This window comes from Streptomyces adelaidensis, assembly GCF_016598475.1.
GTDB classification, from domain to species: Bacteria; Actinomycetota; Actinomycetes; order Streptomycetales; family Streptomycetaceae; genus Streptomyces; species Streptomyces adelaidensis.
In genome coordinates this window covers 46015-59477 of the sequence record NZ_JAEMUX010000054.1, presented here as the reverse complement: position 1 = coordinate 59477, position 13463 = coordinate 46015, and the positions used below count along the sequence as shown (strand labels likewise).

The following is a 13463-nucleotide window of genomic DNA, read 5'->3' as shown; positions in this document are numbered from 1 at the left end:
TTAGTCGTCCAGGCCTCATTACCGCTCATCTCATCGAACGCCGTACGCCGCAGAGCGAAGGGACCCGGCGCACGTGGAGCGCCGGGTCCCTTCGTCGGTGCGTGTCAGGGGCAGATGGTGAGTACGCCGACCTCGACGACAGGCAGTCTCACGAGGGGAGAGCAGGCGGCGTCGAGAGAGCGTCCCGGTCCGGTGGCGTCGTCTCCGACGTGTGGCTCAGCCCGTTCCTGGTGCGCGTTCGAGGCGTCGGCCCTGGTGCTGGTGGGGACGAGAGTGGTGTCCTCGGCGGTGGTCGGTGTTCTGTGCCGGTGGCCGGACGGTCCGGATGCGGTGTGGTTCTCGGCAGTTGTGCTGGGGCTTCGCAGCGTGACGTGACCGTGGGCGATGCCGGTGGGGCGGGAGGGTCGGTCCGGGCGTGCGGGGGGCCGCACCTCGGCGGGTGGTGTTCCCGGCGGGGCTGACGGCTGCCTTCCGGTGGCCTGGTGGAGCGCCGCCCGGCCCGTGGGCAGCCCGGCTGTGGGGCGAGTCAGGGTCCACAGCAGATAGGCCACCGCGAGGGCGGCGAGAGCGGCCACGGCGCCCCAGAGCAGCAGCGACGGGGTGCCGTGCCCGTGGCTTCGGTGGCCTCGGGACCGGACCGTGCGCTTGCCGTAGCGCTTGCGGAGCAGTTGGACTGCCAGATTGACCAGTTGCCAGAGGATGAGCAGGATGCCGACCAGCGGCAGTAGAAGGAAGAAGATCTGCACGCAGGCCGCCGTGGTGCTCAGCACGGGTGTGGCACTGGTCGTGACACCGGCGATGATCTTGGTGGCGGTGGCCCATGCCGCGCCCGCCATCTGCGGCAGGTTGAAGAGAATGAGGCCGAGTTGCAGGACGAGGACGGGCAGCACCGTGAGCACCCAGATCGTGACGACGATCTGGGGCCACCGCTTGAGGGCCTGGAGCCGTTCTTCCGGTGGGCGTCGCAGGATGGTGCGTCGCAGGATGGGCCCGATGTACTTGAACAGATCCGGGATGCCGACCAGGTCGGAGATGATGTAGTAGCCGTCGAAACGGAGGGTCGGCAGAAGCTGCTGGACCACTTCCAGGTTGACGAGGAGGATCGCCGCCAGCAGTACCGGGGACGGACTGTGGATGTACAGCGCGGTCAGGCCGAGGACGAACAGGCTGTTGAAGTAGACGCCGCCCAGGTCGGTGCGCAGTCGTCCGCCGCGGCCGAGTCGGTAGGAGCTGGTGACGTCGGTGTAGAAGGCCGGCCACACGAGGTAGAGCCCGCACCCCATGGCCCCGGGGCGCACCTTGCCGTAACGGCAGGCCGCGGCGTGGCCGACCTCGTGGAAGGCGGCAGAGGCCAGAGTCAGTCCCAGCACGGCGAGAATGCCGGCGGGGTCGGCCATCACCTGAGCCATGGCGAGGCCCGCGTCCTGGGTGGAGAACAACCAGATCTCCGTGGCCAGGAACGTCGACACGGCCAAGAGCACCAGGAGGGGCTGGAACAGCCAGGCAAAGATCCCCGCGATGACCCAGGACACGCTTTCGGAGATCAACGCGGCGCGGTAGCGCAGACCCAGGAACAAGTGCTCGGCCTTGGCGAACTCGGCAAGGGTGCCGTCGCTTCGGGTGGTGATCCCAAGCGGTGCCAGTTTGTTGTCGAGTACGAAGGCCACGTGGTCGGTGGTGAACGTACGGCCCGTGGTCTGGGTGAGCTCCTGCGCCACACGCTTGAGGAGGTGAGCGCCGTCCCCGGATCTCGGCGCCTCGCCCTGGTGCCGCTGCAGGCTCTTGGCTGTCTCGTAGAGCAGGTCGGGCAGGTGGATGACCTGCCCGTCGAAGCGGTGCACCATATGTGGTGGGCGGCGGTATCCGGAACCGGCGAACTCTCCCACCAGCTCGGTTCCCTCGGTGAGCATGGGCACCGCCCCGGCGGGGGCAGGCGGCTCCTCCTGGACCGGCGTGGGTGTTTGCGTACTGATGGCGATCTCCCAAGGGGATAGTTCTCCCGCCGGGGCCTTGCGGCGGCCGGACCCGATGTGTTCCACCGCCTGCGACGGGGCGTTCTCGAACCAGCCACCGCAGCCCGGCCGCGACGGCCTTTCCGGTGCACCGGTACGTCCGTCACGTGAACGCGGCCGGCTGCACAGGGGTGCGTCTCAGCGGGCGATGACCGCAGCCGGCATGCAGGTCATACTGCTGCTGGGCGGGGAGCCCAGGCCCAGCGCGGCGAGCAGGCCCCCTGAGCCCTGGGTCTGCTGGGCCTGACAGGCATAGGCGACCGTGGCTCCACCGCCCTTGCCGTCGCCGCCCGCGGGGAAGTTATATGTGTTATGAGTACTGTTGTCGATAATTACGATGGAGAGCAGCATCTTCCCGGGGAGCAACTCACCGGACAGAGCGTCGAGTTCCTCATAACCGATGCCAGACATGACTTTCCTTCCTCATGCCATAAGCGGTGCCGGCGCCTTCAAGTAGGCGCCAGCACCGCTTATGGCGCCGAAAGCACACCATTCAAAAGCATGTGCGGACGTACTGATGCACGGCGGCGGCCGGGGACAGGATGCCCCGGCCGCCGCCGTTGTTATTAGAAGGCGACAGCGTTACCCGGCGCGCAGGTGATGCTGGACTGGGCACCGCCGTTGCCCGTGAGGCCCAGGTTGAGCAGGCCCTTGTCCGTGTCCGCGTGGTGCGACACGCAGGCGTTCGTCACGACGGCGCCGTCGTTGCCGCCGCCACCGTTGACCGGGGCGAAGGTGGACAGGACCGAGCGCTCCGGGAGCATCTCGCCGGTCAGACCGTCCAGCTCTTCGAAGGTGATCTTCGACACGGAATTTCTTCCTTTCGATTTTCCACTAAGGGAAACGCTGTTGCGTAGCCCCGTGAGTAGAATTGAACACCCGGATCAACGACCAGGTCGACAGGACAGCCCGGCCATTCACCCGTATGGCCAGAAATTACGGCAAACGGGGGAAGCATGCTCCACACCGCACCTTTCCCGAGCCGAATGAAGAAGCCCACGCCGCATAGGCAGGAATGAGGTGAGATCCGGTCAGCGACCTTTTGGGCCGCCGACCGGCCATCCTCAGAAAGGCGCCCGTCACCTTTCGCGCCACAGGAGGAGAAACCCGGTGGTGGCGAAGTGAAGTGGTTCGGTCCCGCAGGCCGCCCCGCGATCAGAACCACGGCTGTGGGACACGGTCGCAGTCGTTCCTGGTTCAGTCGGCTCGCCTCGTGCTTTGCCGGGTCGCCCTTCGATCGAGCGCTCAACTCGTCCAGAAGTCCCACCACCGCGTCAGGATCAGCATCCCGATGACGCCGGTGTGCACCACCGCGAGGACCCACGTGAATTCCCCGAGCAAGCCGCGCAACCAGCCCGGCGCGGGCAGGAATCGGCGCCGCACATTGAACGACGTCACGTACCAGAACATGACGATCGTGGCGACCCACGCCAGACAGCACCACAGACACAGGGCGTTGATCCGGTACAGGGACTGGAACTGCAGCCAAGTGCAGAAGCCGACGCCGAACAGGGTACCGGCGTTGAAGGTCAGCCAGTACCAGCGCGGAAACTCGGCCCCGGCCAGCAGGCTCACGCCGACGCAGATGACGATGCCGTACGCCACCAGGCCCAGCATCGGGTTGGGGAACCCGAAGGCCGAAGCCTGTTCGCTCTCCATGATGTTGCCGCAGGAGACGACGGGGTTGAGGCTGCACCCGGGTGTGAAGCCGGGGTCCTCCAACAGCTTGAACTTGTCGATCGTGATGACCCAGGAGGCCAGCAGCCCGGCCGCGCCCGTGATCACCAGCAGCAGGGCGAACCCTCGGCGGCCGCCCGCCGTCCGCTCGGGCCGCCCGGACGATCGTGCCGCCCGCCTGGGCTGCAACGCCGCGGCCGCCATCAGGCACGCAGGCTGCGGGCCGTCAGGAGGACGTGCGCCGTACCGGTCGACGTCCGTGCGTTGCCGGGAGGGCGGGTCGTGTCGCCGTCGGGGGCTTCGCCGCTCCAGGACGCGACGACGAGCGTGCCGAGGTCGCCGAGACGGAAAGGGCGCGTTTGAGTGAGAATTGAGGTCACCGCGCAATCATATCCGCGCCCTCGGAGGCTACCCGCCGCGTTTTCTCACACCCGGCGATATCCAGGGGTTGTCACACAAATAAGGAATGCACGCCGAACGCGGTTGCGGATATACGGTCCGCGCAGCACGGAGGGCCGACTCCGCGCCACTGCGGAATCGGCCCTGACTTTTTCGTACGCGCGGAACTGGTCTGCGTGCGAGGTCGCTCACTCGCGCACGACTGTCCGGATAACCAGTCCGCGCGGCTGTTTCACAAAACGATCAGCGCTGGAGGGGAAGGCCGCCGAGGAGCCGGGTGGGGCCGCCGCGCGAGTTGAGTGCCGTTGTCGTGCCCTTCACGGTGTTGAGCACGGAGTCCTTGTTCTCGGTATCGAGCGAGTTCGACTGCTGCCGCATGGGAACGACATCGAGGGAACTCTTGGTGACGGTGCCCATGGCGCCGGTGAGGCTGGGGGGCGCGAGATCCGCGGCGTTGTGGGCATGGGCCGGCACGGCAGCACCAGCGATGACCATGGACCCGGCAACGACAGCGGCAGCCTTCAGCGACTTCATCGTGTTCCTTTCTTCGGCGACTCATGCCACCAGGGGGAATTCTCATTCCACAGGCAGGGGAACACCTGGCCTCCCCCTGCCGCCTGTCCAACGAGACCCGGCCGCCTCGGAAACCCCGCGGGGATGAAAATTTCGCAACTCACCCGCGTGAACAGCGTGTCGCATTCTCATATAAGTCCGTACGGGTAAGTCGAGGGGCACGAAATAGCCGTCGGGCCGACCATGAGCTCTCCGCTGGTCGAGCAGAGTTTGGGGAAGGCCGGCCCGACGGCGGGGCGGCGCCTGCTTCACCTCAGGCACCGTTCCCCGGTCCGGAGAGGGCGATCGTGGCCGGCCGTCAGGACGGGCGCAGATCGCCGGTCGGCGGGTTCAGCGGGGGCAGACCGGGCAGGTTCGCCTTCGGCAGGCCGCCGCCGACCAGGCTGGCGGTCACCACGTTGACCGTGCCGGCCAGCACGGCTCTGGCCGCAGGCGCCACCTGTGCGCGGTCATCGGAGGTGGCCGCCTTGAGCAGGGCGTCAACCTGCTTCTGGAGGTCGGCCAGCGCGTCACGCTTGAGGTCGATCGGGACCATGGGCCTGCCATACGCGACGCTTCCGCCCTGCACCGGCGACGAGGGTGCGGACGGGAGCCGCGGCGCCGTCGACGCTGCGGGCTTGGCGGGCTTGGCGGGGGCCTCAGACTTGGCGGGCTCGGCGGGCTCGGCGGGCTTGGCGGGCTTGGCGGGCTTGGCGGGCGCCGCGGGCTTGGCGGGCGCCGCGGGCTTGGCGGGCGCCGTAGAGGGAGCGGCCGCCGGCGGCTTGGCGGGCGCCGTAGAGGGAGCGGCCGCCGGCGGCTTGGCGGGCGTGGCCGGCGGGGTCACCGGAGCCACAGCGGTGAACTCGGCGAGCGACTTCTTGACGTCGTCGCCGAGTTCGGCCGCCCGCTCGGCGGAGAGCTGGCCGTTGTCCGCCTTGAGCACGGAGTCGAGCAGAGCGGTGACCGGCTTCAGGACGTCGGCGAGGCCATTGAGCGACTTGACTTGCGTCATGAGCGCATCCGCGGCGGGGACGGGTGCCGTCACCTTGGTGCGGACACGGTTCGAGTCACTGTCGGCCGCCAGCGCGGCGGGGGCGGTGATCCCGAGCACGAGCGTGGCACAGAGGGCGGAGGACGCGAGGCGCCGGGCGGGCAGAGCACGCATGGGGTATTCCCTTCGATCGGTGCGACAGATCTTGTACTCACCGTGAAATCTGCCTTCACCATCTGCAACCGCTCAGTCGCCATGCGTAGCGGTCCGTCGTCGTATCACCGACGTCGCCGCTGGTGAGACGCACGCGCGGGGGGCTCCGCGCACCTCCCTCCATTCGGGGCAACGCAGACCGGCCGCCCTCCCACTCGGGAAGGGCGGCCGGGGAACGGTGCGCGACTACGTCAGCGGTTGACGCACGTGTTGCCGAACGCGGGGTTCAACACACCGATGAGGATGTTGACGGTGTTCCCGCAGACGTTGACCGGGACGTGGACCGGGACCTGGACGACGTTGCCCGACAGAACACCCGGAGAGTGCGCGGCGACACCCTTCGCGCCGCTGTCGGCAGCGGCGACGCCGGCGGCGCCCGCCACAGCGGTGGCGGCGGCAACGGAGGTCAGGGCCAGGCCCTTCGCGATACGCGACATGGAGAAGTGCTCCTTGGTAGTGACGCGGTAAATCCGGGCACTGCGCCCGACGCCCGATCAACGCGTGCCACGCACGGTGGTTGCGCCGCCGAAAGGGTGATCCGCGAAGCGCACGGTTTCATGATTTCGACACGCATGTCTGGTTTCACCGATATAGGCGTATTGACGGATACGGTTGCGGCTCTCCGCGGCGCAGGCCGCTGTGCACCGGTCGGGGACGCCCCTCGGCCAACGAGCATCCCGAAAGGGCACCGCCGGTCATGCGCCAAAACCCGGGTCTCTTGCTGCGCCGCGCCATCGTGGGCTGCTGTGCTCTCGCTCCCCTCTGGACGCCCAGCACCGCCGCGACGGCCACGTCGACCGCGCCGACGGCCGAGGCGGCGAGCCTCGCCTTCCAGCAGCGCCACCGCGCGGTTCAACACGGAGGGATCGTCCGCGCCGCCAACTCGTCCATCACCTGCCGTACGGCCATGCCGCATGCGGACGCGCCGTCGTGCCCGGACGCGCGCGGCGGCGGTACGGCGGCGAACGGCGACTTCGACATGTTCTACATCGACGTGGACAGCGACCCGAACACCTACAACTCCAGCCATGGCGAGGTCCGTCTGCCGCAGGGGGCGCGGGTGACGTACGCCCGTCTGTACTGGGGCGGCAACCTGCGTGTGGGGGAACAGAAGCCACCGGAGGAGAACGGGCGGGTGCTGATCGCGGAGCCCGGCGGCGCGTACAAGGAGGTGCTCGCGGACACGGTGGTCGGGCACAGCGTGGCGCGCGGCGCGGACGCTTTCCAGGCCTCGGCGGACGTCACGAGGCTGGTGCGGTCGACCGGCCCGGGGCTCTACACCGTGGCGCAGGTCAATGTGGCGAAGGGTCACTCGGCCGCCGGTGCCTGGGGCGGTTGGACGCTGGTGGTGGCGTACGAGAAGAAGTCGGAGCCGCTGCGGCACCTGGTGCTGTGGGACGGCTTCGACGCGCTCGCGGCCGGCCGGGACCAGGTGGTCGGGCTGTCCGACATGGCGTTCCCCAAGGGCGCGGGCGGGCGGGTCGGTCTGGTCGCCTACAACGGGGACCGCGGCACGCGCGGTGACGCGCTCACCGTTTCCACCGGTCGCGGGGAGCCGATCGCGCTGGGCGACGCGGACAACCCCCAGGACGATGTCCTGAACTCGACGATCAGCGAGCCGGGTTCGACCGGACCGGATCGTTCGCCCGACTATCCGAACACGCTCGGCTACGACTCCGACGTCCTCGATCTGAGCGAGGAGGTCCGGCCCGGCGGGGACCAGTTGACGTTCCGGATCGCCTCGCAGCGGGACGCCGCCTGGGTCGGAGTGCTCTTCGTCGCCGTGGACGCCAAGTCATGACGCACACCGACCCGGGCCGTGCCCGTGCGCAAGGAACTCCCATGCACCTGTCACCGATGGACCCTCCGTCGCACATCCTGCACATCACCCAGCCCGTGGACGGCGGGGTGGCCCGAGTCGTGACGGACCTGATGCGGGCACAGCTCGCCGAGGGACTGCACGTCACCGTCGCCTGCCCCGGCGGTGTTCTGGCACCCGCCCTCCGGGCGCTCGGCGGGAACGTACGGCACTGGCACGCGACGCGTTCGCCGGGGCCCACGCTCCTCCAGGAGGTACGACACCTGCGGCGCGTCCTCGCCGACGTGCGGCCCGACCTGGTCCACGCACACAGCGCCAAGGCCGGGCTGGCCGCGCGGCTCGCTGTACGCGGGCGGATTCCGACCGTGTTCCAGCCGCACGCCTGGTCGTTCGAGGCGGTCGGCGGGGTCACTGCCTCGCTCGCCCTGAAGTGGGAGCGGTGGGGCGCTCGTTGGGCCGACCGCGTGGTCTGCGTGAGCGAGGCCGAACGGGTCACCGGGGAACGTGCGGGGGTGCGGGCCCGGTGGCGGGTGGTCGCCAACGGAGTCGATCCGGGACGCTTCCAGCCGGCGGCTCCCGGCGTCGTACGAGCCGGGATTCCGCTGCTCGCCGGTCTCGGTGCCGATGCTCCGCTGGTCGTGTGTGTGGGGCGGCTGTGCCGGCAGAAGGGGCAGGACATCCTGCTGGCGGCGTGGAGCGCGGTGGTCCGGCAGGTACCGGGGGCCCGGCTCGTGCTGGTCGGCGACGGGCCGGACGCTCCGGCGCTGCGGGGGCTCGCGCCCGACGGGGTGCTGTTCGCCGGGGCCGCCGCCGATGCCGTGCCCTGGTACCAGGCCGCTGATCTCGTCGTCCTGCCGTCCCGCTGGGAGGGCATGGCGCTGGCGCCGCTGGAAGCCATGGCCTGCGGGCGGCCGGTCGTGATCACGGACGTGGACGGCGCCCGCGAGAGTCTGCCGCCGGGTCAGGAACCCGTGCCCCCGGAGGATCCGGCGGCTCTTGCCCGCACGATCACCGGGTTGCTGCGCGATCCATCGCGGCGCGAGTCGCTCGGCCATCAAGGGCGCCACCATGTCCTGGCCACCCACGACGTGCGGCACACGGCTGGAGCCGTGGCGGACGTGTACCGCGAACTGCTGGCCGACGGAAGCGGTGCGAGAGGCGAGGTCGCGTCGAGCGACGGTCGCGCACCTGGCTCCGCGTCCGTCGGGCACGCCCCGTGCGGGGAACCCACCGAGTACAGGAAGTCCATCCTCACGTGACTGCGGAAAGCACCGTTCCCTCCGCCGGCGGACAGCCACCGGAGTACGGAATCTCAAGCGTCTCGGTCATCGCTCCACGCGGGGCAAGCGGCTCCGGGTTCCCGGCCGCGCGGCCCGCCATACGGCGGCACTCCTCGTGGCTCGCGCTGCTCACGGTGGACGCGGGCGCGGCGCTCCTCGTCGCGCAGGTGCTCACCGACGCCCGGACACCGGGGCACCCGCTGCTGGTCGCCGGGTTGCTGCTGGCCGTCGTGTGCCTCAACGCGCGGGCCCGGCTGTACCGGCCGCCCGCTGTGCCTGCCGTGCTGGACGAGCTGCCCGCCGTCTGCGTGCGGATCGGCGTCTGCTGGTGCGTGCTCGCGGCGGCGGTCGCGGCCTACTCCCCGGCCCACTCCCTGTCCGTCGGCGCCCTGGCCCTCGGCTGCGTCCTGCAGTCGGCGGCGAGCTGCGCGGGCCGGGGCACGGTGCACTGGCAGCGGCGCCGGGCGCTCGTCCGCAGGCCGGGTGCCGCCCTGGTGGTCGGTCCTGCGGCGACCGCGCAGCGCGTGGCCGCCGCGTTCCTTCGGCGCCCGGGGTGCGGACTTCGGCCCGTGGGCGTGGTCGCCGACCAGGCGGCCGGGGGTGAGGGCCTGCCGGTGCTGAGCACGGACGAGGAGGTGCGGCGGGCGATCGTCCAGAACGGCGTCCAGACCGTCCTCGTCGTGGGCTCCCGCACCGAACGCGGACCGCTGCTGAGGGCGTTGGCCGAGGCGGGCTGCGCGCTGTGGCAGGTGGACGCGGAGTCGCCGTCGTACGACCGGAGCGGTGAGCGTCTCGCCGGGTTCCCGTGCCGTCGCCTGAAATTGACGGAACGTCACGAGGGCGTTGGTAAGCGGGCGTTGGACATCGCCGTCTCCGGGACCCTCCTGCTCGTGGTCAGTCCGCTGCTGATGGCCACCGCAGTGGTGCTGCGGCTGTGCGACGGGCCCGGGGTGGTGTTCCGGCAGGAGCGGATCGGCAGGGGCGGGCGGCCGTTCACGCTGCTGAAGTTCCGCACGCACCGCCCGGCCGACGCGCACGAGGCCGCGACCCGGTGGAGCGTGGCGAACGAGCAGGAGATGCGCTGGTTCTGCCGCTTCCTGCGACGCACCTCGCTGGACGAGCTGCTCCAGCTGTGGAACGTGGTGCGCGGCGACATGAGTCTGGTCGGACCTCGCCCGGAACGGCCTTACTTCGTCGGGAAGTTCAGCCAGACGTACCCCGGCTACGCAGACCGCCATCGGATGCGGACCGGCATTACCGGCCTCGCCCAGATCCACGGGCTGCGCGGCGACACCTCGATCGAGGACCGTGCCCGCTTCGACAACGCGTACATCGACGACTGGTCGCTGTGGCAGGACGTCTGCGTCCTGCTGCGCACGGCGGCCGCGCTCGTCCGGCCCACGGGGAGTTGAGCCGTGACCCGGCTGGGTGCCAGGGCCGCCTCGTCCGTTTTGCCGGTGCTGGCGGTGATCGCCATGCTGGCGCTGCCCGTCCTCCCCGGTGACAAGGACGGGGCGAACGCGGCCGACGCCGTCTCCGGGCTGCTCGTGCTGTGGTGCGGGATCCGTCTTGTACGGGATCGGCGGCGCCCGCTGTCCCGGACGGCCGCCGTGGTGCTGGGGCTGCCCGTCGTGGGGCTCGCCCTGGCGGCGGCCGGGGCGACCTCGCCGGAGGCCGGGATCTCCGGGCTCACCCGGTATCTGCAGATCTTCGTACTCGTACCGGCGGCGGTGCTGCTGAGTGTGCGGAGCCGGGCGGACTTCCGGGTGCTGGCCTGGGCGTTCGTCGGGCTGGCGCTGTGGCAGGGGGCCGTGGGCGTGTACCAGTACGTCACCGGGACCGGGGCCTCGTACGTGGGTGAGGACATCCGGGCGGTGGGGACCTTCGGGCCGACGGACGTCATGGGGATGGCGACGGTCGTCTCGTTGGGGCTGGTGTGCGCGGTGGGGCTGGCGCTCGGGCCGCCCGCCGCCGGGCAGCGGGCGGCGGCCGTGCTCTGCGCGGTCGTGCTGGTGGTGCCGCTCGCGGTGTCGTTCAGCCGGGGTGCGTGGATCGCCACGGCGGCGGCATGTGGGCTCCAGGTGGTACTGGCAGGGCTGCGGCGGGCGGTCACGGTGTTCGCGGCGGTGGCCGCCGCGGGGGTGGTCCTCGTGGGCGGGCTCGGCATCGGCTCCGCGATGTTCCAGGAGCGGATCAGCAGCATCACCCAGGTCACGGACGCCCCCGACCAGTCGGTCACCGACCGGTACACGATGTGGGCGGCGGCCGTCGACATGTGGCGCGAACAGCCGCTGACCGGCGTGGGGTTGAAGGGTTTCGCCGAGTACCGGGACGGGCGCGCCTCGCTGGCGCTGTCGTCCGGGAGCGACATCGCGGGCGCCGGAACCGCCTACCGCAAGCAGCCCCTGCTGTCGCCGCACAACATGTACCTCCTCGTGCTGAGCGAGCAGGGGCTCGTCGGACTGGTGACCCTGGTGGGGAGCTGGCTGGCGCTGCTGGTCTGCGCGGCGCGGGGGCTGGTGCGGGTACGACGTGAGCCGGGCGGGCCCGCCCGTGGACCTGGGGGGCCCGCCCGTCGCCCCCGTGGACTCGACTGCGGGCTCGTCGCGTGCGGGGTGCTCGTGTGGGTGCTGGTCGACTTCGTGTACGCCGACATCGGCGGGCCCTCGACCGTGCTGACCGCCGTGGCCTTCGGGCTGGTGGCCTGGTGGGCCCTGGCGGACACCACGTCCTCCTCCCGGGCGTCCGCCGAGGAGCGTGCCGGGGTCACCGCACCGGAGGGGGCGGGAGCGCGATGACGGTGACGCCTCCTGGGACGACCGACGGAGCCCCGGCGGCACCGGGGCCCGTACCCACGCCCGCACCCACGCCCGTACCCGCCGCCCGGGCCGCTGCCGAGCCCACTGATGTCGCCCCGCCGACCGGCCGGTTCCTCGCCAGGGCGACCCTCGTCACGGCCGTGCTCACGGCCGTCGGGTCGCTGCTGGGCCTCGGCCGCGACCAGGCGCTGTCGTACCTGTTCGGAGCCGGACCCGAGACGGACGCCTTCCTGGTCGCCTGGACCGTGCCGGAGTTCGCGGCGACGCTGCTCATCGAGGACGGCCTGGCCATCGTGCTGGTGCCGATGATCAGCGTGGCCGTGGCCCGCCGTGCGCAGGGCGCCCCCGGCGATCCGGTCCGCGCGCTGGTCGCCACCACGCTGCCCCGGCTGTCGCTCGCCTTCATGGCGGCGGCCGCGCTGCTGATCGCCGGGGCGCCCTACCTGGTGAAGGTGCTCGCGCCCGGACTGCCCGATCCGGGGCTCGCGGTGGACTGCGCCCGGCTGACGGCGACCTGTGTGTTCACCTTCGGGCTCGCCGGGTACTGCAGCGCGGCGCTGCGGGCCCACCGCCGGTTCGTGGCACCCGCCGCGATCTACGTGGCGTACAACACCGGGATCATCGCGGCGATGTTCGTCCTGGGCGGGCGCTGGGGGGTGCGCGCGGCGGCGATCGGGGTCGCGGTGGGGGGCGGGCTGATGGTCCTGTCCCAACTGCCGTTCCTGGTACGTGAGTTGAGACGGAAGTCGGCCACGGTGGCGGAGCTGGCGGAGCCGGCGCGTCCGATGGATCTCGCGCTCGTCAGCACCGTTCTCCTCTTCGGACTGTGCCGTCAGTCCCAGGTACTCATCGAGCGCTTCCTCGGCTCCACACTCCCGGCCGGGGCCATCTCGCACCTCAACTACGCGCAGAAGGTGGCGCAGATCCCCATGACGTTCTCGCTGATGCTGTGCACCGTCACCTTCCCGGTGGTGGCGCAGGCGTTGGCCCAGGGCGACACCGAGCTGGCCCGCAGCCGGGTGCAGAAGGACCTGGCGCTGGTCTCCTGCATCGTGCTGCTCGGCGCGGCGGTGATCGTCGCCTGCGCGCCGCAGATCACCGAGCTCCTCTTCCAGCGCGGCGCGTTCACCCCCGAGGACACCGCCGCCACGGCCGCCGTGATGCGCGTGTACGCCCTCGGGCTGCTGGGCCACGCGATGGTGGGCGCGCTGGTCCGTTCGTACTTCTCGACCCGGCGACCCAGCTGGTACCCGCTCGCCGCCATGGCCACCGGGATCTTCGTGACCTCCTGCATCGGCGCCGTCACCGTCGGCGGCTGGGGCGTGCTCGGGATCGCCGCCGCCAACGCCGCCGGGATCACCGTGACGGCCCTGCTCCTGCTGTACGGCATCGGCGGGCGCGGGGTACCGATCCACGTCCGGCAGGTGGTGGCCGAGATGAGCAGGCCGGTGCGGGCGGCCGTGGTCGCCGCCGCCGTCGGACTGTTCTGCGCGAGCCGCCTGGACACACCCGTACTCGGGCTCGCCGTGGGATCCGCGGTGGTGTCCGTCGTCTTCGTCGCGCTGGCACGGGCCCTGGGGGCCTGCGGCTTCGCATCCGCACTCCATTCCGTCACACGAAGGCTCCCGTATGTCCGTAACCGCTGAACCGACCGACCCGCCCACCGGCCGCACCAGACCCGCCTTCGGCACGAGTCTGTGG

The 13463-nt window shown here is 70.7% G+C and carries 13 protein-coding genes; 5 read left to right on the top strand and 8 right to left on the bottom strand.

The window, feature by feature from the left end:
- Positions 1–104: 104 nt before the first annotated feature.
- From I8N67_RS27285 to I8N67_RS27245, 8 genes are all read right to left on the bottom strand, one after another.
- Entirely contained in the window at positions 105–1910 is a 1806-nt protein-coding gene (locus I8N67_RS27285; protein ID WP_200306559.1) for a hypothetical protein, read from the bottom strand.
- Between the two features lie 240 nt (positions 1911–2150).
- Complete coding sequence (locus I8N67_RS27280; RefSeq protein WP_200306557.1) at positions 2151–2423, bottom strand: hypothetical protein; 273 nt, start codon at positions 2421–2423, stop codon at positions 2151–2153.
- Positions 2424–2578: 155 nt separating this feature from the next.
- On the bottom strand, positions 2579–2821 hold the full coding sequence (locus I8N67_RS27275; RefSeq protein ID WP_200306573.1) for a hypothetical protein: 243 nt from the start codon (positions 2819–2821) through the stop codon (positions 2579–2581).
- A gap of 436 nt (positions 2822–3257) precedes the next feature.
- The gene (locus I8N67_RS27270; RefSeq protein ID WP_200306555.1) at positions 3258–3893 is read right to left on the bottom strand and encodes a vitamin K epoxide reductase family protein; all 636 of its coding nucleotides are present in this window, start codon (positions 3891–3893) and stop codon (positions 3258–3260) included.
- Positions 3893–4069 carry a DUF5949 family protein gene (locus tag I8N67_RS44680; RefSeq protein WP_200306571.1) on the bottom strand — a complete coding sequence of 59 codons (177 nt, stop codon included), beginning with the start codon at positions 4067–4069 and terminating at the stop codon, positions 3893–3895. The genes I8N67_RS27270 and I8N67_RS44680 overlap by 1 nt, the downstream gene beginning before the upstream one ends.
- A 262-nt stretch (positions 4070–4331) precedes the next feature.
- The gene (locus tag I8N67_RS27260) at positions 4332–4622 is read right to left on the bottom strand and encodes a hypothetical protein (protein WP_200306553.1); all 291 of its coding nucleotides are present in this window, start codon (positions 4620–4622) and stop codon (positions 4332–4334) included.
- Positions 4623–4959: 337 nt separating this feature from the next.
- Positions 4960–5805, bottom strand: a complete 846-nt coding sequence (locus I8N67_RS42955) for a hypothetical protein (protein WP_234046362.1) — start codon at positions 5803–5805, stop codon at positions 4960–4962.
- A gap of 230 nt (positions 5806–6035) precedes the next feature.
- On the bottom strand, positions 6036–6281 hold the full coding sequence (locus I8N67_RS27245; RefSeq protein WP_200306547.1) for a chaplin: 246 nt from the start codon (positions 6279–6281) through the stop codon (positions 6036–6038).
- Positions 6282–6541: 260 nt separating this feature from the next.
- Between I8N67_RS27245 and I8N67_RS27240 the strand changes: the two genes are divergently transcribed.
- The 5 genes from I8N67_RS27240 (at position 6542) to I8N67_RS27220 (ending at position 13408) form a co-directional block, all read left to right on the top strand.
- Entirely contained in the window at positions 6542–7645 is a 1104-nt protein-coding gene (locus tag I8N67_RS27240; RefSeq protein ID WP_200306545.1) for a DUF3344 domain-containing protein, read from the top strand.
- A 41-nt stretch (positions 7646–7686) separates the two neighbouring features.
- Positions 7687–8922: a glycosyltransferase gene (locus I8N67_RS27235; RefSeq protein WP_200306543.1), complete on the top strand. Its 1236-nt coding sequence runs from the start codon at positions 7687–7689 to the stop codon at positions 8920–8922.
- Entirely contained in the window at positions 8919–10355 is a 1437-nt protein-coding gene (locus tag I8N67_RS27230) for an exopolysaccharide biosynthesis polyprenyl glycosylphosphotransferase (RefSeq protein ID WP_200306541.1), read from the top strand. Before I8N67_RS27235 ends, I8N67_RS27230 begins: the two co-directional genes overlap by 4 nt.
- A gap of 63 nt (positions 10356–10418) precedes the next feature.
- Positions 10419–11741, top strand: coding sequence for an O-antigen ligase family protein (locus I8N67_RS27225; protein WP_200306569.1), 1323 nt, complete (start codon positions 10419–10421; stop codon positions 11739–11741).
- Positions 11738–13408 carry a lipid II flippase MurJ gene (locus I8N67_RS27220; RefSeq protein ID WP_200306533.1) on the top strand — a complete coding sequence of 557 codons (1671 nt, stop codon included), beginning with the start codon at positions 11738–11740 and terminating at the stop codon, positions 13406–13408. The genes I8N67_RS27225 and I8N67_RS27220 overlap by 4 nt, the downstream gene beginning before the upstream one ends.
- The last annotated feature ends 55 nt before the right edge of the window (positions 13409–13463 follow it).

What these genes read in the sequence shown, in the direction of transcription:
- I8N67_RS27285 (WP_200306559.1), bottom strand. Translation starts at nt 1,910, where the DNA reads ATGCTCACCGAGGGAACCGAGCTGGTGGGAGAGTTCGCCGGTTCCGGA.
- I8N67_RS27280 (WP_200306557.1), bottom strand. Translation starts at nt 2,423, where the DNA reads ATGTCTGGCATCGGTTATGAGGAACTCGACGCTCTGTCCGGTGAGTTG.
- I8N67_RS27270 (WP_200306555.1), bottom strand. Translation starts at nt 3,893, where the DNA reads ATGGCGGCCGCGGCGTTGCAGCCCAGGCGGGCGGCACGATCGTCCGGG.
- I8N67_RS27260 (WP_200306553.1), bottom strand. Translation starts at nt 4,622, where the DNA reads ATGAAGTCGCTGAAGGCTGCCGCTGTCGTTGCCGGGTCCATGGTCATC.
- I8N67_RS42955 (WP_234046362.1), bottom strand. Translation starts at nt 5,805, where the DNA reads ATGCGTGCTCTGCCCGCCCGGCGCCTCGCGTCCTCCGCCCTCTGTGCC.
- I8N67_RS27245 (WP_200306547.1), bottom strand. Translation starts at nt 6,281, where the DNA reads ATGTCGCGTATCGCGAAGGGCCTGGCCCTGACCTCCGTTGCCGCCGCC.
- I8N67_RS27240 (WP_200306545.1), top strand. Translation starts at nt 6,542, where the DNA reads ATGCGCCAAAACCCGGGTCTCTTGCTGCGCCGCGCCATCGTGGGCTGC.
- I8N67_RS27235 (WP_200306543.1), top strand. Translation starts at nt 7,687, where the DNA reads ATGCACCTGTCACCGATGGACCCTCCGTCGCACATCCTGCACATCACC.
- I8N67_RS27225 (WP_200306569.1), top strand. Translation starts at nt 10,419, where the DNA reads ATGCTGGCGCTGCCCGTCCTCCCCGGTGACAAGGACGGGGCGAACGCG.
- I8N67_RS27220 (WP_200306533.1), top strand. Translation starts at nt 11,738, where the DNA reads ATGACGGTGACGCCTCCTGGGACGACCGACGGAGCCCCGGCGGCACCG.